This is a genomic window from Streptomyces sp. NPDC029216, assembly GCF_040648015.1.
Taxonomy (GTDB): Bacteria; Actinomycetota; Actinomycetes; order Streptomycetales; family Streptomycetaceae; genus Streptomyces.
Genome location: NZ_JBEZWL010000002.1, coordinates 75095 through 97300, shown reverse-complemented (window position 1 = coordinate 97300; position 22206 = coordinate 75095). Strand labels below are relative to the sequence as shown.

The window sequence follows — 22206 nt, the reverse complement described above, 5'->3', positions numbered from 1 at the left end:
CGTAGAGGAAGCCGCCGGGGTCACGGGGAGCGCCTCGGTCAGTCCTTGCTGGCGGTGTGCCAGCTCATTCCCCAGCCGTATTCGAGGTCCGCGGCCTGCTGCTTGAAGACGCCCGGTGCCAGAACCAGGTACTTCGCCTCCCGCCGCACGATCAGCTCACCGCCCACGTTCTCGATCAGCGCGATCGCGGCGACCGGCGAGGGAACGGTGCATTCGTCCAGGCGCACCTCGATCGGGGGCCCGGCGGGCGGATACAACGTGGCGACACCGTGCAGTCCTGCGAAGCTGGACGCTCCGTCGTAGATGACCACGAACACCAGGAGGCGTTTGATCTCCGCCGTGTGATCAAGATTGATCAGCAGGTTCTCGCCGTCTGCACTGCCGCCGGTCCGGTCGTCCTGGTCGAGCAGCACGTACGGCGCCTGGTCGAACGAGCCGAACTGGTTGTTGATGGGGTGGACGATGCCCTTCGTCCCGTTCTGCAGCTCCCACAGACAGGACAGGTCCAGATCGACGTCCTCAAGCCGGACGGCGTCCTTGCCCTTGTTCATCCAGCCCCGCGGAGGCTTGGGCGCGCTCCACGAGAGGTTGACCCGCATGGACCCCGACGTCGCGCCTTGCTTCGTCAGCGACACCGCGGGCGAGGCCTTCGTCAACGTGATCTTCGACAGTCGCACCGGCTGGGGCGTCGGCGCGGGCGGCGTGTGCCGAACCGGCGGCTCGGGCGGAGTCGCGGGTTCGTCGACGGTGATGCCGAAGTCGGTGGCCAGCCCGGCGAGACCGGAGGCGTAGCCCTGGCCCACCGCGCGGAACTTCCACACACCGTTGCGCCGGTACAGCTCACCGAGCACGAACGCCGTCTCCGACGTGGCGTCCGTGGGGTCGAACCGCGCCGCCTCGGCGCCGCTCTCCGCGTCCAGCACACGCACGAACAGACCGGACACCTGACCGAACGTGCCGTCGGTGGAAGCCGCGAGCACCACGGTCCCGATGTCCTGCTCCACCGCCGACAAGGTGACACCGATCGTCTCGACGGTGCCCGTGCCGTCCTGGCGCTTGCCTTCGTGCCGGACGGCCCCGCTGGGATGCGCGGGCTGGTTGTAGAAGACGAAGTCGTCGTCCGACCGCACCTTGCCGGCTGACGTCAGCAGCAGAGCGGACACGTCCACGTCCGGGGATCCGGGGCCCGCCCGCCACCCCAGCTCCACCCGAACCCTGAGACTCCCCACCGGAACGTTGGCACCCTTTTGCAGACCCATGTGGCTCCCCCTTCCGCGACCGACCCCGACGCCCGCAGCGTACGAGGTTTTCCGGCGCGTCTTCCCCGAAACCGGGATTGCCGCTGCCCGGTTGTCCGGCGGCTCGCCGGGCTGACGTGAAGTCAGTTGACGGACGGCGGCGAGCCGGTGGCGGGGTGGGCAGCTCGGGCGGTCGGCTGGGCCTGTTTGCCGGGACGGCTCACAGGGCCGTCCGGTCGACACCCGGTGCGGGGAGGGGGAGGATGGGTGAGGTGGCGCCTTTGTGATCGTTCCGGCGCCGCCGGGGTGCCGCAGCCGTGCATTCGTTGTCGCGCTGTGGCTGGAGGGGCCATTTCTGGAGCACCGGTGGGGCGGCTTGCCCCCGTGTTTCCACGGCGCCCTCCGCTCATCGCCAGGGAGGAGCCCCATCATGGCTCGGCGCATCCGACGCAGTGCCTCCGTTTCGCTCGTCGCCGCATCGTTCCTTCTGGGAGCCACGGTCGTCCTCACGCCTGCCGCCACGGCGACACCCGCCGCGGGCACGTACGCGGTGAAGACGGAGGGCCAGGCGACGTGGGCAGGGTCCCTTGACGACGGTGGATTCCCTCAGGCCAGGATCAGGCCGCGTACGGGCGACGGCCCGCTCGAGGCCGTCAAGGAAGGGGAGAACATCGTCATGCGGGTACCGCTCGAAGGCGGCGGCCGGCTCGTGGTCGAACTGACCCCGGAAGAGGCCGATGCCCTCGCCGACGCACTCAGCGACGCGGCGGAACCCGAGCAACCTCAGCAACCCGAGGAACCGTAACGGCGAAACCGAGCCCCGCCGGGCTGTGCGGGGTCAGCCGGTCCTGGGCGGGTCCGGACGTGTCGTCGTGTCCTGGAGGGGGAAGGCCATCATGCTAACGCCCAGGGGGATGGTGCCCGGTGCGTGAGGTGGCTGGGCGGCGTCGTGGAGCTCGACGGCGAGCTCGGTGAGTCGTCGTCGGACGTCTTGCCATGTCCGGGGATCCACCCATAGCTCGGCGTCTACGGTCACGCCCTCGCTCGCCTCCAGCCGGCGGCCGGCGCGGTCCCGGAGGGTGTGCGCCATCGTCTCGGCCAGCATCGGGGCCCCGTCGTGCTGGTCGGACAGCGGGGTGCCGCGGACGGTGCGGTAGCGACGCTCCCTGCCACCGCGACGCGTGCGCTCCTCGGCCAGCTCGACCAGGCCCACCGCGTCCAGGCGGCGCAGGTGCTGGCTGGCCAGCGCGTGCGAGACGTCCAGCTCGCGGGCGAGCTCGGCGGCCGACATCGGTCCCGGCCACAAGAGGCTGAGCATCCTCAGCCGCAGCGGATGGGCGAGGGCGCGCAGTACGGGGTCGGTATCGGTCACGTAGGCCAGTAAACCGCAACCGGCGCCATCTTGGCCCTACCCCCAATCAAATGATTGGGGGTAGGGTTCGCGATCAAGCGCACAACACAACGGGGGACGCGGATGAGCTGGCGCACGCTCAAAGTAGTGAGGGACCGCAACGCAGGTCTCTATCTGGGCGGGGTGATCGTCTCCGGGTTCGGCGACTCGGCCATGTCGCTCGCCGCCGGCATCTGGGTCAAGAGCCTCACCGGTTCCAACAGCCTTGCCGCGCTGGTCGGTTTCTGCCTCTGGCTGCCGACCTTCGCGGGCCCGGTGATCGGCACGGTGGCGGACCGGGTGCGCCGCCGTCCGCTCCTGGTCGCCACCAATCTGATCCTGGCCGTCGTCATGACCGCGCCGATCGCCGTGCACTCCGCATCGGACGTCTGGCTGCTGTTCGCGGTACTGACCCTGGTGGGAGCCGGAATGGTGCTCACGGACGCGGCGGCGACCGCGCTCGTGGCCGCTGCCGTTCCCCAGGAGCTGCGCGGCGACTTCAACGGACTGGTGTACACCGCGCTGGAGAGCACCAAGCTGCTCGCCCCACTGGCCGGGGCGGGCCTGTTCACCGTCTTCGGCGGCCCTGTGGTGGCAGTGCTGGACGCGGTCAGCTTCGTACTGGCCGCGGCCGCCTTCCGGTTCATCCGAGCAAAGGAAGCCGTCCCCGCCACCCGTGAGAAGCGGGCATGGACCACCGAGACCGCAGAAGGGGCCCGCTACCTCTGGCGCCACCCGGTGCTGCGTCCACTGGTCCTCACCGGCGGGACGGCCATGGTCCTCTCCAGCCTGAGCAGCACGGCCACCTTCGCCATGCTCGACACCGGGCTTCACCGGTCCCCGGCGTACGCAGGCGTACTGACCACGCTGCAGGGGCTCGGGTCGGTCGTCGGCGGGCTGACCGCCGGCGCGCTGATGCGCCGGATGTCCGAGCGCACCTTCTCGGCGATCGGACTCGCGCTCTTCGCCCTCGGCGTGCTCGCGCGCGCAAGCCCCTGGCTCCCGTTCGTACTCGGCGGCAGCCTGGCCATCGGGCTGGGTCTGCCCTGCGCACTCATCGCGGCCATGACCGCCGTGCAGCGGGAGACCCCCGGCGAACTGCTCGGCCGGGTCGCAGCAACGGCCAACACCCTGATGTTCGCGCCCACTGGGCTTGCCCTGCTGGCCGGCACCGCGATGGTGGCCGGACTCGACTACCGGGTGCAGCTCCTCACCGCCGGGTCCCTGGGTTTGACCTGGGCCGCCGGGCTCGCCCTGGCCGGCCGCCACGGCGGTCTCGGCGACCGGGCCCCGCTCCAGCGCGACCGGCTGCCCGCCAGTGCGGACTGAGGGTCCCCTTTGAGGCGGACGAGTTCGGTCACTGATTCAATTACCACGCCCGCCTCACCTTCCGCTTACTGACTCCGTTATTCGACTGCCGTTTCCACCCCTGCTCCGTCGGTCCGGTGCCGAATTGGCCGATAGGCGACCTTCCGGGGAACGGCGAGTCGTGTAAAGGTCAGACGATCCGGAGCGCCGTGGTGATTCTGAACGCCACGGGACTCCGGGAAAAGGAACGCGCGCACAAGATCCCTACTTGCATCGTCATGCGCGGCATCTGCTGAGCATGACCACGAAGGAGGAAATTTTGCGTCTGTTCAAGGGACTCGGAGTGGCGGTAGCTGCGACTGCGGCAGTCTTCGTGACCGTTTCGCCCACGTCGGCATCCGCTCAGCAGGCGAGCGAGTCGGTCATCCCGGGAGCCGCTGCCTGCGGCGTCACTCCTCACAACCGTGACACCAGGCCTTACGCGCAGTTCTTCACGCAAGACGTGAACCTCCGCAATGGGCCGGCCTGGGGATGCCAGATCGTCGACACCGCCAAGGTGACAAACCAGGTCGACTTATGGTGCACGACTGACGGATTCACCTACGTTCGTACGGCGTCAACGAAATATGGCTGGGTTTCCAACCTCTATCTGTCGGCGGGTAACATCAAGCCCTGCTGATGTGCAGAGTGCGGGAAATACCGCACCGCGGTTTGCAGGGAAGCGCAATCCTGCTTCCCTGTAAACCCTGCCGGGCCGAGCCGGTATCGCCGGCGAAGCGCAGGACGATCCGGAGCAGCCCTGAGACGCGGTGGCAGGAGGCGGCATGGTCTGCCGGCCCAAGGTCTGTCCCCCAAGCTGCCTGTTCAGGGCCTGATGGCATGATCGGCACGTGATCATTGAACCCCGCCTGTCCGGTGCCATGAGGTATGTCCTGTTCGATGTCGATGGCACGTTGATCGATGCCCTGGACAATCAGCGCCTGGTCTGGCGAACGTGGGCAGAGCGATACGGGCTGGACCCTGATGAGGTCTATCGAGTGGCGCTACGAACCCGGCCGATGGAGACGTTCGCGCAGGTCGCTCCGGACCAGGATCCTCAAGAGTGCCTCGCCGCATTGCACGAGCTGGAGGACGAGGACGTCCGCACCGGGGCCTATGCGGCTTTCGAGGGTGCCTCGGAACTGCTCAATGCTTTGCAGCCCGGGACCTGGGCGCTGGTCACGTCCAACTATGAGCACCGAGTGCGTGGTCGTTTCGCACGGACGGACTTGCCGGTTCCGGAGGTCGTGGTGGACGCGGCCGCCGTGGAGGAGGGCAAGCCGTCGCCGGTGCCGTATCTGCAGGCGGCCGCGCGGCTCGGTGCCGAGCCGAAGGACTGCCTGGTCATTGAGGACGCCCCCTCCGGGGTGCAGGCCGGGCTGCGTGCCGGGATGACGGTGTGGGGCGTCAACACCCCCGCAGCGGTGGACGGCGTGCATCGCCACTTCGGCACCTTGCGCGAAGCGGTCGGCGACATCCTCGCCTTCGCTTCGGGATCCTTCCCTCACCGGCTGGAGGGGGCAGCCGCAGTGGAACCGAAGCTGCGGGCCGCACTGGACGCCAGAGCCTAGGACAGCGGCCGACCGCCAAGGCCCGTCCGGCTGACCCCGCGCGGCGAGAACGTCGGCCCTCCACGGTGTTGGCGGGGGCTCAGCTCGTGCAGCCGCAGCCTGCGGCGGTCTTGGCTTCGCTGAGAGTGGTGTCCGGGTCCGTGGCTTCCTCGGTGGGGGTGCAGCAGGCGGTGACGCCGCAGCAGGCGGCCGCGGCGTGGGGCTTGACCGCGCGGACGATGGCGGAGTGCATGCCGTCCGCGACGGGGTGGGTCGGGGTGATCTCGACGCCCGTGAACCCGGCCGCTTCCAGGCCCCGCCGGTACTCCGTGAAGGACAGGGCGCCTGTGATGCACCCGACGTAGTCGCCGCGCTCGGCCCGCTGTTCGGGGGTGAGGGTGTCGTCTGCGACGACGTCGGAGACACCGATGCGGCCGCCGGGCTTGAGGACGCGGAAGATCTCGGCGAAGACGGCCGGCTTGTCGGTGGACAAGTTGATCACACAGTTGGAGATCACCACGTCGATCGTCGCCGCCGGGAGCGGGATGGCCTCGATGGTGCCCTTGAGGAACTCCACATTGCCCGCGCCGGCCTTCGCCGTGTTGGCCAGGGCCAGGGCCAGCATCTCCTCGGTCATGTCCAGCCCGTACGCCCTGCCCGTGGGGCCGACGCGGCGGGCGGACAGGAGTACGTCGATGCCGCCGCCGGACCCGAGGTCCAGGACGCGTTCGCCCTCGTTCAGGTCGGCGACGGCCGTGGGGTTGCCGCAGCCGAGGGAGGCGGCGACGGCCTCGGCGGGCAGGGCGTCGCGGTCACCCCGGGTGTAGAGGGCGGAGCCGAAGTTCTCGTCGACTTCGACCGGCTGCGGCCCGCAGCAGGCGGTGCCGCCTTCGGTGACGGCGGTTGCCGCGGCGGCGTACCGCCGGCGGACGGTCTCGCGCAGATCGGTGGGCTGGTCATTCATGGCGCACTCCATGGCGGACAGGCATCCCGAGCAGGCTGCTTCGATATTCTTCTACTCAAATCTGCGCCCTGGATCGAAAAACGTCAACATAGAAGCATGTCGAAATAAGGGCTCGTGGTCCTCGGCCGGGCACCGGCGACAGCCTTGCCAGAGGCGCGAAACTGAGCACCTCCACGACCGGCGGCAGCCCCGGGCACCAGAGGCGAGTGGCTCGGTCCCCGGCCCATGTGCCGGCCCTCCCCGTTGCAGCACGCGGAGCGGTAGTCGGGTCAGCGGCGGCGGGCGGTCAGCTGGCCTTGGGCGTAGGGATCGGCTTCGGGGGTGTACGGGCCGCCGTGGCCGGCGAGGAGGGCGGTGATCCGATGCCACTCCGTCAGAGCCGCCCGAGTGGGCGCGTCGGCTTCAGCCGCGTCGCCGACGGTGTCCAGGACGCGCGCCAGTGCGGCCGCCGCCTGATGGTGGGTCATTCCATGGGCCTGGGCCCGCACCCGGTTGCGGGCCTCGACCTCGCCGGGCGACGGCTCGTGCGGTTCCAGTTGTGCCTCGACAACGGTCTCGATTTCGTCGGACATGGCCCCCTCTTCCGTTTGCCGTGGACGCCTCTACCCTGAGGCCGGGCCGGTAATCGCCCCGTTTCGGCGCCGGCTCCCCCCTCGCCGGCACCGCGCGGGACGAGTCCCTGGGGGGCGCAGCAGGGTGCGGCGGCGTCGTGCGGCTCCGGGGCAGGGCCGGGTATGCGGCCTGGTGGGGGCCCGGGAAGTCGGGGGACGGCTGCCCGGGCCCGTGTCGCGGTACCGCGGGGGAGCGGTATGCATGTCGTGCGACTCCTGGAGGAACGATTCCCCGGCCGGAAGGTCACGGGATCCTCGGCATCCTCTTGATGCAGCCCGGGCCCGGTCCTGGTTGGCGGCGTGGCTGCGCACAGATCACCCGCCCGGGACGTTTCCGAGTGCCGGCTCACCCCTGAGCGTGACTACGCATCGTGCTAGTTCGCGTGCACCGAGTAGCGTGCGGGCGTGGTGGCGATCTTGAACCCGCTCTCTCCGGACGCGTGGTGCAGCCCAGGCCCGCCACCCTCCCGCACGACCCCCTCGGCGCGAAGACGCCCCACCACCAAGGAGTCCACGTGAACCTGCGCAGGAAGCTCACCGTCCTGGCCATGACCACCGCGCTGACGGCCGGCCTGACCGCGATCGGCTCCCCGGCCTCCGCCGCCGAGTGCGGCGTCCGTTCCGACGGCCGGCTGTACTGCAGCAACAAGGCCGGAGCCAAGGGCTACGCGGACCGCTCCTACCGCTCGGCGACCCGCGGCACGCTCGTGACGACGTTCAGCTGGTTCCAGTGCTGGGGCCACGGCGACCCGCACCCGGGCGGCAACGACATCTGGTACTGGACCCAGCTCGACAACGGCGCCTGGGGGAACGTGCCCGCCGTCGACGTCAGCACCGGCCAGGACCCGGCCCCCGGCCTGCGCGAGTGCTGACCGGCACAGGAGTGCCGCCGGCCCCGTGCTGAGCGGAGTCGCGCGCGGATTGCGGGTGTCGGCACGCCGGAGCGGGGCGGTCGGTGTTCGACCGCCGTTCCGCGCCGCCGCGTGGCGCGGCCGGGTCATTCCCCGTTGAGCCAGCCGCATACGTAGTACTGCTGGTCCGCGTTCCGCTCGATGATCCATTGGTTGAGGACGTCGCCCGCGAGTGCCCCCGTCTCGGGGTCCCGTCGGGTGATCTTCGCTTCCACGCTGAGCTCGTCCCTTCCCGGCGGGATCTCGTAGTGCTGGAGTTCCCAGCGGTCCACGTAGTAGCCGTTGAGGGCGAATCCGAGCAGGGTCGAGCGCAGCCGGGGGCAGGTGCCTTGGCGCAGGGAGGTCATGTCGTGGTCGGCGAGGCCGTTCATGTAGAGCGCGAAGACGCGCTCGATGGCCTGGCGGTCGAGGGGCGTGTGTGTCGGCCTGCGCGTGGGGGTGGGGGTGGGGGTCGGTGTGGGGCTGGTACTGGGTTGGGGGACGGACGGCGTGGGTGCGGCAAGGGGGGAAGACGGGGCCGGGGACTGGTGGTTGGGCGCGGCGGAGTCGGTGGCGCGGGTGCGGCCGGCGTCGTCGGGGGAACCGGATTCCGGTAACCACCAGGGCATCGCGATCAGGGCGGCCACGACCGTCGCCAGCCCGCCCAGCACGTACCGCCGGGCAGGGCGGGCGGGGCCGGGCGCGAGCGGGGTCGGCCGTCCCTCCCCGGGGCCGTCGCCCGGCGCCGAACCCAGCCGTAGCGTGGACCGGGATGCCGGCGCGGGGTCCGGCCGGGAGGGCTCGGCTTCGCCCGCCGGTCCGGCGAGCAGGTCGTACGCCTCCTCGGCGGTGAGGCGTTGCGCCGGGTCCTTGCGGAGGAGGCCCGTCAGTACGGGGGCGAGCTCCCCGGCGCGGACGGCGGGGGCGGGTTCCTCGGTGGCGACGGCGACGAAGACGGCCCAGGAACCGGAGCCGTTGAACGGAGGGTGCCCCTCCACGGCGGTGAACAGCGTCGCGCCCAGGGACCACAGGTCGGTTTCGGCGGTTGCCGGGAGACCGCGCATCTGCTCGGGGGCCATGTAGACCGGGGTCCCCATCAGGGCCCCCGACCGGGTCAGACCGGGCTCGCCCTCCACGGCGGCGATCCCGAAGTCGGTCAGCACCACCCGGTCGCCTTCGAGCAGGACGTTGGCGGGCTTGATGTCCCGGTGGATGACACCCGTTGCGTGCACGGCGCGCAGAGCGTCCAGGACCTGTCGGCCGATCATGGCCACGCGGGCGGGCGGAAGCGGGCCGTCCTCCTTGACCAGGTCGTCCAGGGAGCGGCCGCGGACCAGTTCCATCACGATCCACGGGCGGCCGTCGTCATCGGCTATCCGGTCGTGGACGGTGATCACCCCCGGGTGTTTCAGCCTGGCGGCCGCGCGCGCCTCGCGGTCCAGGCGGTCGATCCATGCCTTCCGCTGGGAAGCGTCGAGGTCGTCGGGGAGCCGGAGCTCCTTGAGCGCGACCTCCCGGCCGAGTTGCTCATCATGGGCCCGCCAGACGGTCCCCATGCCGCCCTGGCCGAGCAGTGCGGCCAGCCGGTACCGGCCCGCCAGCAGTCGTCCGCGATCGTCAGTCACGACCGGAACCTAACCCAACGCCTCTGGTCGCGAGAACGGCCCCCCTGATCATGCGCGGCGCCGGCCTCGCCGCGCAGCCGCGGAGTACCGTCCTGGGCGACGTGGGCCAGGCCGGCAACTCCTGGCTGATACAGGAGCGATGGCAGTCCCAAGCAGAGCCGAGCGGCCCGGGCGTCGGGCCGCCCAGTCGCCGGCCTCGTACGCCTCGACCAGGCGAAGCACACCGGAGCGGACGGTGGGGTGTGCGCGGGCCAGCCGGTCCGCGGTGACGTCCACGTTGTCGGCGACGTCGATGGAGCGGCCGATGTGCGGGGGTCCCCGATCCGGCGGCGGGCCCGGCCGATGCGGGAGTACGCAGACCCGCACCTCGCCCTTCACCGGTCGGCATGCGGATGCGGTTCCGGAGCGGTACGTTCACAGGGACCCCTGCGCGGGATCCGCCCGATCGAGGAGCGCGAGCACGATGATGCGCTCCGCCGTCCGGAGAGGACATACCGATGAAGGGACGACTCGCCTTCGCCGCTCTCGCCACGGCGGTTGTCGCCGTACTTCCCGCCGCCGCGTCGGCTCAGGCCGCCCCGGTCCAGCCCAGCGGGGACTGTGCGGCGCTCATCAGCCTGATCTCCGACCCGAACGTCTCCGTCCAGGAGAAGAAGCAGGCGGGCCGGGACTTCGTGAACACCCACACCAGGGATGAGATCAACGAGTGCCGCCGCAGCTACCAGGGCGGCATCCCGCAATAGCGCGCGACCCCTGGTTGGCCCCTGGGCGCTCCACTTGGCCGGCCTGTTCGGACCGCAGCCAAGGCTCAGGTCGACGCTTTCGTAAACCGCCATTCGGCTGGTACATCCCCGCGCTCGGACGCGTGCGCGCATGATCGGGCCGCCGCTCGGTGAAGCTCGATGGGTCTGGCGGCGGTGGGGAGCCGGAGTGGTTCCGTGCCGCCGCTTTCCCGAGACGGAAGGCCAGCCGCGATGATGCTCATCAACCAGCTCGCGCTCGTACCCGAGACCAAGATCAACCAGATCAGCCCTTCACAGCTCAACCGCGTCGCAGCCGCGCTCCAGAAACAGGCGAGCCGCGACTTCGCACCGCTGTGGCAAGTGAACGCGACAGTGGACGCCTTCGACAGACTGGAGGACGTTCCCGTCGGGTACTGGCCGCTGATCGTGGTCGACGACGTACCCGACGCGGCAGGGTTTCACACGGACGAGAACGGGCAGCCGTTCTCCCTGATCGAGTTCAGCGACAGCTGGTCGCTGACCGCGAGCCACGAGATGCTGGAAATGCTGGCCGACCCGTTCGGGAACCGTCTGGTGTCCGGCAAGTCTCCCCACCCCGACCAGGGACAGGTCGAGTTCCTCGTGGAGGTCGCCGACCCCTCGGAGGCCGAGGAGCTCGGCTACACCGTCAACGGCCAGCTCGTCTCCGACTTCTTCACCCCGCGCTTCTACGACCCGGTCACCGTCGCAGGCGTGCGCTACAGCTTCGGCGGTCACATCAAGGCACCGCGGACGATCCTGCGCGGCGGATACATCAGCTGGCGGGACCCGGTCACGGACGAGTGGTGGCAGCAGACCTGGTTCAAGGGCAAGGAGCCTACGTTCCGCAAACTCGGCAAACTGTCGGGCAGCGGCAGCATCCGCGAGGCCATCGACGCCCAGACCAAGACCGTCAGCCGTTTGGCCGCCAGTGGCCCCTCCTCCCAGCCCTACCGGGCCGCGCAGACCCTCACGGCCCGCGTCAACGAGTCCACCAGCGCCCGGGCCGACGAATGGCGCGCCCAGATGGAGCGGCTGAAGGGGGCGAACCCGGCGGCGAATGCCTTCAAGGGCAAGGGAACGGCCAAGACCAAGGCCAAGGCCAAGACCAAGGCCAAGGGGAAGTAAGCGGGAGCGAGGAGGACAATCGTTCCCGTACGACCCTCAGCCACCTGCCAGGGAGGAGGCCGTGAGTGAGTGAGGACGCCCAGCAACGCAGGGAGCGCGCGGATCGCCTGCGCAAGATGATCCGACGGCCCGAGCGCGAGCCAGAGCCGCCGGAGCAGGAGAGCCTGAAGGTAGGCGTCGAGCGCCGTATGCGAGAGCTCGACGCAGCCGACCGTGAAAACCGCCGGAAACGCCAGGGTGACCACGATCGCCCGGCATCCGGGGGCGAAGACGGCGAGCCCTGAGGACGCCAGGCCTCCGCTGACCCTTCAGTGGTCGAGCCGTGTCCGAAAGGCCGAACCAAGCTCTTTAAGGGCGGCTCCCGGCGGGCAGAGCGTGATCATGACAGAGATCGCGACGCACACCCCCGCTCCACCGCGCCACCCCTTACGCCAACTGCTGGCCGCCTCGGTCGGCAACGCCGTCGAGTGGTACGACTGGTACGCGTACACCTTCCTGGCGACCCACATCGCACGGCAGGTCTTCCCGCCCGGCGCGGGCAACTCCCTCGTCCCCCTGCTCTCCACCTTCGCCGTCTTCGCCGTCGGTTTCTTCATGCGCCCGGTCGGCGGGCTCCTGATGGGCGCGATCGCCGACCGGCGGGGCCGGCGCACCGCGCTGACCGTGACCATCCTGCTCATGGGCGGCAGCAGCCTGCTGGTCGCGCTCACGCCGACGTACACGGCCGTCGGCGTGCTCTCCCCGGTCGTCCTCGTGGCCGCGCGGCTGTTCCAGGGCCTTTCCGTCGGCGGGGAATTCGCCGCGTCCACCACCTTCCTCGTGGAGTCCGCCGGGCCCGGCCGCCGAGGCCTCTTCTCGTCGTTCCAGTACGTCTCCACCTCCCTCGGCCAACTCGCCGCCTCCGGCTCGGCCGCGCTGCTCGTGGCCGTGCTCCCCGAGGACGCCATGAACGGTTGGGGGTGGCGCCTGCCCTTCCTGCTCGGTGCCGTCTTCAGCCTCGCGGGATTCTGGATCCGGCGCGGCGCCGAGGAGACCCTCACCGCCCACCCCGCCGCGGCCCCCCGGCCGCGGCTCTTCGACGCGCTGCGGCACCATCCCCGTGCCTCGCTGCTGATAGGCGGCATCACGGCCGGCGGCACCCTCGCGTACTACACGTGGACCTCGTACCTGCCGATGTACGCCGAGCTGGAGACCGGCATCGCCAAGCGCGACGCCCTGCTCGCCGGGACGCTGTCCCTGGCGTTCTTCGCCCTGCTGCAGCCGGTCGGCGGCCTGCTGTCCGACCGCTTCGGACGCAAACCGTCCCTGCTGTTCTTCGGACTCGGCTTCGCCCTGTCCGTCGTACCGCTGACGCGCGCCCTGGACGGCTCGTTCCTCTCCCTGCTGCTCGTCCAATGCGCCGGCATGGTGCTGCTCACCGGCTTCACCTCGATCTCGGCGGCCGTGAACGCGGAGGTCTTCCCGGCACGGGTACGGGCGGCGGGCATAGGCTTCCCGTACTCGCTGACGGTCGCGCTCTTCGGCGGCACGGCCCCGTACATCGGCACGTTGCTGCAAGAACTGGGCCGGCCGGGCCTGTTCCCCTGGTACGTCGCCGTGCTGTGCCTGTGTTCCTCGGCGGTGTACCTACGGCTGCCGGAGAGCGCCCACCAACCCCTCGACCGCTGACGGCCGCATCACCCCCGGGGTGGAGCATCCGACGCGTGCGAACCCGCTGGACAGGACCCCCCGGCCCCGGTCTTCGGACCAGGGCCGGGGGAGGGCACCGCCTAGCGGCGTGCGTCCACCACCGCGAGGAGTTTGCCGCTCGTCGGGCTGCGGTCCAGCGAGGCGCCGTCGACCGCCTCGACCACCAGGTCCAGCAGCCGCTCCGACACCGCCGAGCGGAGCTCCGGGTAGCCGGACAGGAAGACCTCCCGCAGCCGCTCCGGGTCCGTCGCCGGCGCCTGCTCCACCCGTACGGTCAGCCGCTCGCGCGCCTCCGTACCGTCGAGCCTGATCTGCAACTCGCCGCGGTGACCGCCCCGTTCCTCGGCCAGGGCCAGGAAGCGGCGGTGGTTGAGGAAGTACGTGGCCACGCGCATGACGTCACCGGTGCGCCCCATCAGTTCGAACCGGGGCGCCTGCCGGCCGCAGGGGCAGCGGCCGGGGACCTCCCGGCCGAGGTCGCCTATCAGGTAGCGGCCCAGGTGCTGGCCGCGCCGGGCGTGCGTGGTGAAGACCAGCCGGCCCGTCTCGCCCGGGGCCACGGGCCGGTCCTCGGCCAGGTCCACGATCTCCATGGTGTGGAGGTCGGCGTGCAGGTGGTGGACGCCGCCGGAGCTGTCCGCGCACTGGTAGCCCAGCGGGCCGAGGTCGGTGCTGCCGTAGGTGATCGAGCGGATGACCTCGATGCCGAACCTCACCTTCAGCGTGCGCTGCTGCTCCTCGGTGAAGTGCTCCCCGCCGTAGAAGACCTTGCGCAGGCCCCCGTACGCGCGCAGGGCGTCCGCCTCCGCGTGCAGCAGCTGCCACAGGTAGGAGGGCATGCCGAAGAGGGTGTCGGCCCGGTGTTCGATGAGGGCCTGTGCCGTGGCCCGGTGGTCCGGTCCTGCGGACAGGGGCAGCTGCACCCCGCCGAGCCGTTCGAGTACGGAGAAGAAGCTGATGAAGCTGCCGTACATGCCGCCGCAGTAGAAGAGGTTGGCGGTGCGGCCCCCGACCGGGTCGTAGCCGGCCGCGAGCAGGCCGCGGGCGGCGGCGTGCATCTGGGTGTCGTAGTCGTCGTAACTGAACACCGACAGGGCGGGAGCGCCCGTGCTGCCGCCGCTGCGGAAGTAGAGCTCGGCATCGGCCCGGGCCAGCTCCCGGGCCGGCTCCTGCACGTCCTCCTTGCCCAGCAGGGGCCCCGTCGGCGGCGGCAGGACGACGGGCCGGACCAGGTCGTCGAGGCAGGCGGTGGTGGCGAACCGGCCCGGGTCGGCCTGGACCGCGACGCGGCGGCTGTAGCGCTGGAGTGCGTAGACGCCGTCGTGCGGCTCGCCCGCGTAGCTCTCCAGCATGGCGCCGACGGGCGTGACGCGGGTGACGCCTGCGGCCAGGGTGGTGCGGGAGAGCTCGGCGATGTCGGACCGGCTGCCCGCGAGGCCCGCCGTCTGCAGGTAGCGGCGCATCGGGCGCAGGGTGGCGATCAGCCGCTCGCGGGGCAGCGGCTTGACCCACACGCTGCGGTGCAGCGGCGAGGCCGTGAGCGGCGACCGGCTGTCGGCCATGACCCGCCACGAGCCGTCGGGCGCGGCGAACACACGGGTCAGGCCGAGGTGTTCCTCCAGCCGGGCCATCAGCTCGGTGGTGGTCAGCTCGGCCGCCTCGGCGGGGTCCGGTTCGCCCGCCGAAGCGGCGCCGGCGGCCGGCGGGCGGGCCGCGAGGACCGAGGCGAAACGCTCGGCGAAGGCGAACACCTCCTTCTCGTCCTCGGTGTCGAGGTAGACCACCTGGGGGCTGGAACAGGCCTGCTGCTCGTGCAGGCACACATCGTCCGCGAGGGCGTCGAGCGTGCCGGCGTCCGACCAGGCGTCGGCCGTCAGGTAAGCGAAGGAGATCCGGTGTCCCCACTCCACCAGCCGGCATCCGGCCGGCACATGGGCCGCCACCCCTTCGACGGCGCCTTCCCCGCCCCATACGGCGACGGTGTCCGCGGGCGCGCACATCAGGCGCAGCCACTCCTGCCGGGAGGACGGGAAGCGCAGGACGACGACCCGTGCGGCGAGCGCGCCGGTGGGATCGAGGGCCGCGAGCTCGGCCATCAGGTGCTGGGTGAAGAGGGTGTCGGCGCTGCTGGTCTTGAGGATGTTGACGTTCCCGGCGAGCAGCCCCTCGACGATGCTCAGCGGTGCGACCGTCGCGGCGTTGCCGGGGGCGATGTGGGCGACCAGGCCGACCGGTGCCCACGCCTCGTAGACGGTCTCTCGGGGATCGGCCCGGTTCAGCCGGCCGGGAGTCGCGCTGCCGAGTTCGCGGCGCAGCTTGCGGGTCAGCTCCCGCCGGCCCAGCAGGCCACCGAGCTCGGCCAGGACGGCCGGGTCCTCTCCCGGGGGCAGGTGTGCGGCGAGCCGGGTGTGTACGGGGTGGGCCGGGTCGCCCAGGGCGGTGGCGAGGGCGTCGCAGGCGGCCAGCACGGTCTCGGTCTCCAGCACCGTGGCCAGCGCGGCTTCGACGGCGGCCGGGAGGGCGGCGAGGCGCCGCCCGGCCTCCTCGTCGCCGATGAAGGCACCCTGCCAGTAGTGGTGCGCGCCGCCGTCGCCGTGCTGCTCGTACGCGTCCGCGGTCGCGGTCATGGTCTTCGTCACGGTCACGCCATGCCCTTCATCAGTTCCGCTGCGGCCACCGCGCAGCTGCGGTTGCGGCTCACCCCGGCACGGCCGTGGACGGTGAACCAGGGGGTCTGAAGCTCGCACCCGCAGGCGTCGCCCGGCTGGAGGGAAGCGAGGTCGCCCATGACCACGCTCTGGGCCGGCACCGAGGTGATGTACGGCGAGACGAGGTGCAGGTAGCCCCGTTCCCCGTACGGCAGGGGTTCGAGGGTGCGCGTGGAGCGGATCGTGACCCGCGACCACACGGGGGCGTGCAGCCGGTGGTGGTCGCACTCGATGTACGGGATGCAGTGCTCCACCGACCCGAAGGTGTCCCGGATCCGCTCGCCCGGGATGCCGAGCTGCTCGGTGACGCGGGCGTACAGCTCCTCCTTCTCGATGCGCCGGTCGGCGTGCCCCTTCCAGCCGCCGCCGAGGACGACGAGGGAGCCCTCGGGCAGGCGCAGCGGGGGCAGCCCCATGGCCCGCATCCGCTCCAGGGTGAAGAAGAGGAAGGCCGGGAAGCCGAGGATGCGGACCGGCGCGTCCTCCCGCTCGAAGCGGCGCAGCGCGGCGATGCACCCGAACGGGTCGAACTCGTGGTCGCCGCCGGTGTTGCGCAGTGCGTACGCGACGCTGCGCGCCGGGGCGAAATCGCACAGGTAGTTGTCGGTGAAGGCGGTCCCCAGATTGAGGGAGGGGGCCGGTTCGTAGCTGTACAGGAGGTAGTTGACCTCCTGGTCGGGGGTGATCCAGCCGTTGCGCTCGAAGATCCGGGCGACCATCCGCTGGGCGGAGCGGATGGTCCACTGGTCGAAGAACATCTGCGACTTCTGACCGGTGGTGCCGGAGGAGGTCAGGTGCAGCTCGACGTCCTCGCGCGGGATGGAGAGGACCTCGTGCCGCTTGAAGAAGTTCGCGTGGACGAGCGGCGTCCGGTACGGCTGGGCCGGGGGAGCGGCCTCGTACAGGGAGCGGAAGAAGGGGGAGCGCTCGACGTGCCAGGCGTTGGTCTCCGCCATGGCGGCGGCGAACAGCTCGTCCTCCGCGGGCCCGAAGGCGTACGGGTCGGTCACGTCGCACAGCTGCTGTACGTGCGGCAGGAGGGCCGGGTCGGGTACGGCGACCGGCGCGAGATGGGGGTTCATGGGGCAACCTCGGATGACGTGGGCAGGTGTGTCGACGCCCAGGCCGACACGTAGCAGTCCAGATAGGGCTGGAGGGGCGGTTCGACGGCGACGCCGCGGAAGTCGATGCGCTCGCTGGAGCGGGACAGGACGGCGTAGTCGTGGAAGCCGTCGCCGTCCGCGCGCATCGCGGGGTAGACGGCCCCGGCGACGAACCCCTCGGAGAGGAAGGCCGAGAGGACCTCTTGGTGTGCGAGGGGCACCAGCGCCTCGACGTAGCCCGCGCCCGCGCGGGCCAGGGCCCGGGTGACGGGTTCGAGGCACGCGGCCGCGGCGCCCGGGTCGGGGTGGGCGGTCAGCAGGGAGCAGTACCCTCCGGCGCGGTTGAGGTAGGCGTAGACCTCGAACCGGCCGTCTTCGGGGGTGAGCAGCACGTTCGGGGTGTGCAGCGGGTAGAACCAGCCCTCGGCGCTCGGGAACCGCTCGCGGAAGCGGCGGCGTACGAAGGCCGGCGCCTCGATCATCTCCAGCCGCTCGTCGGGGCCCTGTCCCGCGGGCGGCGCGGGGTGCGGGCCGGCGGCGGCCCGCACCCCGGGGTAGCCGATGCCCAGCGCGGCCTCGGCGGTGCGCAGCAACGGCAGGAGCGGGGCGGGTACTTCGGTGACGGGGATCCGGCGCTCCAGCACCCCCGCGGAGTGACGCGCGTAGAGTGCGAGGCTTTCGCGGCTGCGGAGATCCACGGCGTTGGGCAGGATGCCCAGCGGGCGGAAGCCGTTGCGTGCGACGACGCGTTGCGGGCCCGCGCTGACGGTGCGCACGGTCGCGTACACCGAGTCCAGCCGCCCCGTGTCCAGCATCCCCGCGCACAGGGCCTCGGTGAGGGTGGCGGCCAGCCCCGCCGAGCGGTGCCCGGGGTGCACGGCGATGCCCTCCAGGCGGCCGATGCGGCTGCCCGCCTCACCGTGGATGGCGGCGGACGCGGTCAGTGCCCCGGTGTCGGGGCAGCGGCCGACGAGCCACAGGGAGTACGGGTCCTCGATGAGCCGGGCCATCTCGGCCGGGTCGGTGCCGAGGGCCACGGGGTAGTGCGGTCCGTAGACGGCGTAGTAGAGCTGGCGCAGTTCGGCGATGTCCGAGCAGGCGGCGGGGGTGATGACCGGGGTGATGACGGGGCTCACTGCTCGCCTCCGGCGTGCTGGGCCGCGGCAGGCGCGGGCGCGGGGGACTTCAGCAGGGCCAGCGCGCAGGCCGCGGGGAGCAGTCCGGCGCCCTGCACCAGGCACAGGGTCTGCGGGGAGAGGAAGTCCCCGGCGAAGCCGAACGCCAGGGAGGCCACCGGCAGGGAGGCGCCCAGCACGGCCTGCATCACGGCGAAGAAGCCGGGCTTGTCGGCCGGCGGCACCAGCCGCTGGAAGAGGGCCACGAAACGGACGCTGACGGCCCCGGCACACCAGCCGGCCACGGCCAGGCAGCCCGCGATGACCAGACGGTGCCCGACCAGCCCCGGCAGCGCGAGGGCGAGGGCCATCAGGCCCAGGCACCAGGCACCGGCGACCGTGGGGCGTCCCGGCACGCGGGTGCCGGTGAAGGAGCCGACGAGCGCGCCGGCGCCCAGCGAAGCCTCCAGCAGGGCCACGGTGCCACCCCCGCCCGCGAGGACCGAGCGGGTGTAGAGGGGGATGACGACGAACACGGCGGTGGTGAAGAGGTTCGCCGCGGTGAAGCAGATCAGGATCCGCCGTACGTAGGGGAGTTCCCCGAGGATGCGGCGCAGCGTGCGGCGCTGGGGCGGGGCCGGGGCGTCGGCTCCGGCGCCCGGCACGGCGGTACGGAAGCGGGCGCCCGCGACGAGGAGGGCGGCGCCGAGGTAGGCGGCCGCGCAGCCGGCGGCCAGCCCGGCCACCCCGGCCCGGTCGACGGTCAGGGCGCCCAGCAGCGCTCCACCGAGGCCCGCCAGGGACTGGGTGGACAGCTCGAAGCCGGTGGCGGTCTCGATGTCGGCGTCGTCGACGAGTTCGGGCACCGAGGTGGTCAGGCAGGGGTCGAAGAACGCCTGGCACGTCGCCAGGGCGAGACCGGCCGCGTACACGGTGGCGAGCGGCGGCCCACCGCCGTACGCCCACACCGCGAGCGCACCGGAGGCGCCCCCGGCCAGGGCGGCGGCGGTCCGCAGCACCGAACGGTGCGCGAACCGGGCGACCGCTCGGGCCACCACGGGCGCCAGCGCCACGGCGGGCAGGGTGCAGGCGGCCATGAACAGCCCGGAGGCGAGCCCCCGCGCACCGTGCACGGCGTAGGCGACGATCCACCAGGCCACGCCGACCTGGAACATCCGCACGGCGGCCTGGGTGAGGATCTGGCCGAGCCACACCGCGCCGAAGGCGCGGTTGCGCAGGACCAGCGGAGCGCGCCGCCGGCCGGCCCCGGTCTCGGTCCCGGTCTCGGTCTCGGTCACGGGTGAGGTGGTGGTCATGCGGTCGGCCTCTCGTCGAGGACCCGGACGAGCTTGCCCGAGCGCGGGTTGACGGCGAGGTCGCGGTGGCGCACCCACTCCACGGCCATCGGGTGCACGAACCTGGCGCGCACGCTGTCCGGATACAGCGGCCGCACGTTCTCCAGCTCCGCGACGACGGCCCCGGCCAGCTCCTCCCGGCCGTGCTCCGCACCGGGTGCCGCGGCCAGCCGCAGGACGAGCCCGTCACGGCCGTCCCAACGGCGGACGACGAGCTGCATACCGACCACGTGCCCCGCGGTGTCCGCGGCGGCCACGGCGTCCTGGGCGTCCTGGGTGTAGAGGGAGACGGGGCCCACCCGTACGCCCTCCTCGGCGCGGCCGAGTATCCGGAAGTGCCCGGGCCCCGTACCGGTCCACTCGGCCCGGTCGCCCGCGGGGTAGCGGATGATGGGCATGAGGCGGCGGAAGAGGCTGGTGACCACGACCCGGCCGGGCCGGCCCGGTTCGGTGATGGGCTCATCGGTGGAGTCGTCGAGGATCTCGACGACCGAGTACGGCGTGAAGGCGCGGTGCACCCGGGCGTCGGAGCCGGGTACGGGGCGGCCGAGCAGGCCCGCGTCGACGCTGGCGTACCCGACGGAACGGGCCTCGGCGCGGGGGAACGCGGCGGCCAGCAGGCGCCGCTGGTCGTCGAAGAGGGCCTCGCCGCCGAAGAGGAGCAACTCCACCGCGTCGAGCCGGACCCCGGATGACACGACCTGCTCGGCGAGCCGGCACAGGGTGGTCGGTGTTCCGGCCAGCACCTGGGCGGCGAGATCGCGCAGCGTGGGGATCGTCGACTCCAGCGGCGCGCCTCCGCCGACGGGCAGGCGGACGTTGTCCACGGGCGCGTGGGCGAGGGAGTCGAGGACGAAGAGGAAGCTGGCGTAGAGCTCCCCGGCGTAGAAGAGGTCGGCGACGCGGTGCCCCGGGCGCAGACCCGTGTCCACGAGCCCCTGGCCGAAGGCGGTGACGAACGTGCGCCACTCGTCACGTGTGTAGACGGAGAACTTGGGGGACCCGGTGGTGCCGCCGGTCTTGTAGACCGTGGCTTCGCTGAGCGGGCCGGTCAGCACGCGGCTGTCGTGAAGGGTGTTGGCGGCCCAGAACGCCTGCTGGTCGACCACCGGCAGGTCGGTGAGGCGGTCGGCGTGCGGCGGCAGGGACGCGTAGAGGTCTTGATAGAAGGGCGAGTTGTGACGGGCGAAACGTATGAGGTCCGAGAGTTGCTGGGCGGACATGGGCCTTTGCCTAGGTGACGGAACGGGATGGGCGCCGCGGCGCGGCGGGAGCGAGAACTCTCCGGCCGGATCGGCCGGTGCGAACGGGGACCCCCCGGTGCCCCGTGTCTGCTCGATGCGCGCCAGAACTTGACGCACAGTCACAATCATGAAACATCAATGTGCCTGTCACCAAATTGGGCAAGGATTTCCGGCCAGTCGACCTGTATTCGTAAGAATTTCAATCAAACGATGCACCTCGATCATGCGTCGAGTGCACCGTGTGATGATGTCCGTCCACTCCGGGGAGGCGATGGTGCTGAGAAAGGGCGCGCGGTGGGCCGCGGGCATGATGACCGCGGTCTGCGTGGCGCTCCTCCTGGGCCCCAGCGCACCGAGCGGCGCCGCCGCCCGCGCCAGGCCGCTGCCGTCAGGCGCCGCCGAGGAGGTCGTACCGGACCGGGTCGGCACGTGGAACATCTGCAACCCGTGCGGCGGGAGCGGGCACGACTTCGGCCGGGCGACGGAGATCGCCACGTACGCGCCGCAGGTCATCGGCCTGCAGGAGGCGTGCGTACGTGACGTCGAGGAGCTCCGCACCTACCTGGAGGAGGTCTACGGGCTGGTCTACCGGGTCGAGTACGGGACGGTCCTGCGGAACTGGAACCGCTGCGGGGGGCTGCCGTGGCGGCCGGACGGCTTCGGCCAGGCGATCCTCTCGGCAGCGCCGATGACGGACCGGGTGAGCGTCGAATACCCCGACGGCGGCTCCGAGGACCGCGGTTACCTCGCCGTCACCACGCTGGTGGGCGGCCGGCCCGTCCGCGTTTTCAACACCCACCTCGCCGAGCGCCGGCAGGGAGAAGTACGCGCGGGCCAGGTGGGGGTGCTCGCCGCGGAGGTCGCCCGCCACGAGCGCGCGATCGTCCTCGGCGACTTCAACGCCGTGCCGCACGCGCCCGAACTCGGCCCGATGTGGGCCCTGGCCCTGGACACGGACCCCGGCTGCCGCCCCTCCACCGCCGGCGCGGGCGCCTGTACGACGACCACCGACTGGAACAGCAAGTTCGACTACGTGTTCCTGCGCGGCATCACCCCCCGCACGCACGGCGTCCGCCCCAGCCCGTACTCGGACCACCACCTGCTGTACACCGACCTGAACCGGACCTGACGGCGGGGGAGCGCCGGCGCTCGTGATCAATTCGCCCGGGGAGTGAGGACGATCTTTCCTGTCACGCGGTTGGACTCGCTGAGTTCATGGGCTCTGGCGGCCTCTGCCAGCGGCAGGACCCGATCGACGGCGACCCGGAGGCCGCCCCGTTCCACCAGGTCGGTGATGTGTTCCAGATCCGCGCCGGACGGGGTGAATCCGAACTCGACGAACCGCAGGCCGCGTGCCTCGGCCTGTTCCCGGACGGCAGTCCGGTCGGGACCGGCGCCCCGTACGTCGACGAGGATCCCGCCCGGCGCGAGCGTCTCCAGCGACCGGGGCCCGTACTCGCCGCTGATCGGGTCCAGGACCACGTCGAC

At 71.5% G+C, this 22206-nt stretch carries 21 protein-coding genes; 10 read left to right on the top strand and 11 right to left on the bottom strand.

Annotated elements, in window-relative coordinates; translation table 11 throughout:
* Positions 1-38: 38 nt before the first annotated feature.
* Positions 39-1259 carry a TerD family protein gene (locus AB0F18_RS01405; RefSeq protein WP_362053389.1) on the bottom strand — a complete coding sequence of 407 codons (1221 nt, stop codon included), beginning with the start codon at positions 1257-1259 and terminating at the stop codon, positions 39-41.
* A 595-nt stretch (positions 1260-1854) separates the two neighbouring features.
* Between AB0F18_RS01405 and AB0F18_RS01400 the strand changes: the two genes are divergently transcribed.
* Positions 1855-2043: a DUF3117 domain-containing protein gene (locus tag AB0F18_RS01400; protein WP_362053592.1), complete on the top strand. Its 189-nt coding sequence runs from the start codon at positions 1855-1857 to the stop codon at positions 2041-2043.
* Between the two features lie 33 nt (positions 2044-2076).
* On the opposite strand, the gene AB0F18_RS01395 is transcribed toward AB0F18_RS01400, so the two are convergent.
* The gene (locus tag AB0F18_RS01395) at positions 2077-2610 is read right to left on the bottom strand and encodes a winged helix-turn-helix domain-containing protein (RefSeq protein ID WP_362053386.1); all 534 of its coding nucleotides are present in this window, start codon (positions 2608-2610) and stop codon (positions 2077-2079) included.
* Positions 2611-2736: 126 nt separating this feature from the next.
* On the opposite strand from AB0F18_RS01395, the gene AB0F18_RS01390 reads away from it, so the two are divergent.
* The 3 genes from AB0F18_RS01390 (at position 2737) to AB0F18_RS01380 (ending at position 5546) form a co-directional block, all read left to right on the top strand.
* Positions 2737-3957, top strand: coding sequence for an MFS transporter (locus AB0F18_RS01390; protein ID WP_362053383.1), 1221 nt, complete (start codon positions 2737-2739; stop codon positions 3955-3957).
* Positions 3958-4234: 277 nt separating this feature from the next.
* Positions 4235-4615, top strand: a complete 381-nt coding sequence (locus tag AB0F18_RS01385; protein ID WP_362053380.1) for an SH3 domain-containing protein — start codon at positions 4235-4237, stop codon at positions 4613-4615.
* 241 nt (positions 4616-4856) lie between these two features.
* Entirely contained in the window at positions 4857-5546 is a 690-nt protein-coding gene (locus tag AB0F18_RS01380; protein WP_362053589.1) for an HAD-IA family hydrolase, read from the top strand.
* Between the two features lie 79 nt (positions 5547-5625).
* On the opposite strand, the gene arsM is transcribed toward AB0F18_RS01380, so the two are convergent.
* Both arsM and AB0F18_RS01370 read right to left on the bottom strand, forming a co-directional pair.
* A complete protein-coding gene (arsM, locus tag AB0F18_RS01375; protein ID WP_362053377.1) occupies positions 5626-6489 on the bottom strand; it encodes an arsenite methyltransferase in 864 nt (287 codons plus the stop codon).
* A 269-nt stretch (positions 6490-6758) separates the two neighbouring features.
* Complete coding sequence (locus AB0F18_RS01370) at positions 6759-7061, bottom strand: hypothetical protein (protein WP_362053374.1); 303 nt, start codon at positions 7059-7061, stop codon at positions 6759-6761.
* Positions 7062-7615: 554 nt separating this feature from the next.
* Between AB0F18_RS01370 and AB0F18_RS01365 the strand changes: the two genes are divergently transcribed.
* Positions 7616-7972 carry a hypothetical protein gene (locus tag AB0F18_RS01365; protein WP_362053372.1) on the top strand — a complete coding sequence of 119 codons (357 nt, stop codon included), beginning with the start codon at positions 7616-7618 and terminating at the stop codon, positions 7970-7972.
* A gap of 125 nt (positions 7973-8097) precedes the next feature.
* On the opposite strand, the gene AB0F18_RS01360 is transcribed toward AB0F18_RS01365, so the two are convergent.
* Entirely contained in the window at positions 8098-9615 is a 1518-nt protein-coding gene (locus AB0F18_RS01360; protein ID WP_362053369.1) for a protein kinase, read from the bottom strand.
* Positions 9616-10112: 497 nt separating this feature from the next.
* Between AB0F18_RS01360 and AB0F18_RS01355 the strand changes: the two genes are divergently transcribed.
* The 4 genes from AB0F18_RS01355 (at position 10113) to AB0F18_RS01340 (ending at position 13172) form a co-directional block, all read left to right on the top strand.
* A complete protein-coding gene (locus tag AB0F18_RS01355; protein ID WP_362053366.1) occupies positions 10113-10358 on the top strand; it encodes a hypothetical protein in 246 nt (81 codons plus the stop codon).
* A gap of 231 nt (positions 10359-10589) precedes the next feature.
* Entirely contained in the window at positions 10590-11504 is a 915-nt protein-coding gene (locus tag AB0F18_RS01350) for a hypothetical protein (protein WP_362053363.1), read from the top strand.
* Positions 11505-11569: 65 nt separating this feature from the next.
* Positions 11570-11788: a hypothetical protein gene (locus AB0F18_RS01345; RefSeq protein WP_362053360.1), complete on the top strand. Its 219-nt coding sequence runs from the start codon at positions 11570-11572 to the stop codon at positions 11786-11788.
* 97 nt (positions 11789-11885) lie between these two features.
* Positions 11886-13172 carry an MFS transporter gene (locus AB0F18_RS01340; protein ID WP_362053357.1) on the top strand — a complete coding sequence of 429 codons (1287 nt, stop codon included), beginning with the start codon at positions 11886-11888 and terminating at the stop codon, positions 13170-13172.
* Positions 13173-13273: 101 nt separating this feature from the next.
* On the opposite strand, the gene AB0F18_RS01335 is transcribed toward AB0F18_RS01340, so the two are convergent.
* The 5 genes from AB0F18_RS01335 to AB0F18_RS01315 are packed head-to-tail and all read right to left on the bottom strand — an operon-like array spanning position 13274 to position 20697.
* Complete coding sequence (locus AB0F18_RS01335) at positions 13274-15838, bottom strand: acyl-CoA reductase (RefSeq protein WP_362053354.1); 2565 nt, start codon at positions 15836-15838, stop codon at positions 13274-13276.
* Entirely contained in the window at positions 15835-16983 is a 1149-nt protein-coding gene (locus tag AB0F18_RS01330) for an acyl-protein synthase (protein ID WP_362053351.1), read from the bottom strand. The genes AB0F18_RS01335 and AB0F18_RS01330 overlap by 4 nt, the downstream gene beginning before the upstream one ends.
* On the bottom strand, positions 16980-18140 hold the full coding sequence (locus tag AB0F18_RS01325; RefSeq protein ID WP_362053348.1) for a GNAT family N-acetyltransferase: 1161 nt from the start codon (positions 18138-18140) through the stop codon (positions 16980-16982). The genes AB0F18_RS01330 and AB0F18_RS01325 overlap by 4 nt, the downstream gene beginning before the upstream one ends.
* Positions 18137-19435, bottom strand: coding sequence for an MFS transporter (locus tag AB0F18_RS01320; protein WP_362053345.1), 1299 nt, complete (start codon positions 19433-19435; stop codon positions 18137-18139). The genes AB0F18_RS01325 and AB0F18_RS01320 overlap by 4 nt, the downstream gene beginning before the upstream one ends.
* Positions 19432-20697: a phenylacetate--CoA ligase family protein gene (locus AB0F18_RS01315; protein WP_362053342.1), complete on the bottom strand. Its 1266-nt coding sequence runs from the start codon at positions 20695-20697 to the stop codon at positions 19432-19434. Before AB0F18_RS01315 ends, AB0F18_RS01320 begins: the two co-directional genes overlap by 4 nt.
* A gap of 244 nt (positions 20698-20941) precedes the next feature.
* Here AB0F18_RS01315 and AB0F18_RS01310 point away from each other — a divergent pair, with 244 nt between their 5' ends.
* Positions 20942-21847: an endonuclease/exonuclease/phosphatase family protein gene (locus AB0F18_RS01310; RefSeq protein WP_362053339.1), complete on the top strand. Its 906-nt coding sequence runs from the start codon at positions 20942-20944 to the stop codon at positions 21845-21847.
* 26 nt (positions 21848-21873) lie between these two features.
* Here the strand turns inward: AB0F18_RS01310 and AB0F18_RS01305 are convergent, their stop codons facing one another.
* Complete coding sequence (locus tag AB0F18_RS01305; protein ID WP_362053336.1) at positions 21874-22200, bottom strand: zinc-binding dehydrogenase; 327 nt, start codon at positions 22198-22200, stop codon at positions 21874-21876.
* Between the last annotated feature and the right edge of the window lie 6 nt (positions 22201-22206).

What these genes read in the sequence shown, in the direction of transcription:
- AB0F18_RS01385 (WP_362053380.1), top strand. Translation starts at nt 4,235, where the DNA reads ATGACCACGAAGGAGGAAATTTTGCGTCTGTTCAAGGGACTCGGAGTG.
- AB0F18_RS01320 (WP_362053345.1), bottom strand. Translation starts at nt 19,435, where the DNA reads ATGACCACCACCTCACCCGTGACCGAGACCGAGACCGGGACCGAGACC.
- AB0F18_RS01370 (WP_362053374.1), bottom strand. Translation starts at nt 7,061, where the DNA reads ATGTCCGACGAAATCGAGACCGTTGTCGAGGCACAACTGGAACCGCAC.
- AB0F18_RS01350 (WP_362053363.1), top strand. Translation starts at nt 10,590, where the DNA reads ATGATGCTCATCAACCAGCTCGCGCTCGTACCCGAGACCAAGATCAAC.
- AB0F18_RS01330 (WP_362053351.1), bottom strand. Translation starts at nt 16,983, where the DNA reads ATGAACCCCCATCTCGCGCCGGTCGCCGTACCCGACCCGGCCCTCCTG.
- AB0F18_RS01380 (WP_362053589.1), top strand. Translation starts at nt 4,857, where the DNA reads ATGAGGTATGTCCTGTTCGATGTCGATGGCACGTTGATCGATGCCCTG.
- AB0F18_RS01340 (WP_362053357.1), top strand. Translation starts at nt 11,886, where the DNA reads ATGACAGAGATCGCGACGCACACCCCCGCTCCACCGCGCCACCCCTTA.
- AB0F18_RS01355 (WP_362053366.1), top strand. Translation starts at nt 10,113, where the DNA reads ATGAAGGGACGACTCGCCTTCGCCGCTCTCGCCACGGCGGTTGTCGCC.
- arsM (WP_362053377.1), bottom strand. Translation starts at nt 6,489, where the DNA reads ATGAATGACCAGCCCACCGATCTGCGCGAGACCGTCCGCCGGCGGTAC.
- AB0F18_RS01405 (WP_362053389.1), bottom strand. Translation starts at nt 1,259, where the DNA reads ATGGGTCTGCAAAAGGGTGCCAACGTTCCGGTGGGGAGTCTCAGGGTT.
- AB0F18_RS01315 (WP_362053342.1), bottom strand. Translation starts at nt 20,697, where the DNA reads ATGTCCGCCCAGCAACTCTCGGACCTCATACGTTTCGCCCGTCACAAC.
- AB0F18_RS01310 (WP_362053339.1), top strand. Translation starts at nt 20,942, where the DNA reads ATGCGTCGAGTGCACCGTGTGATGATGTCCGTCCACTCCGGGGAGGCG.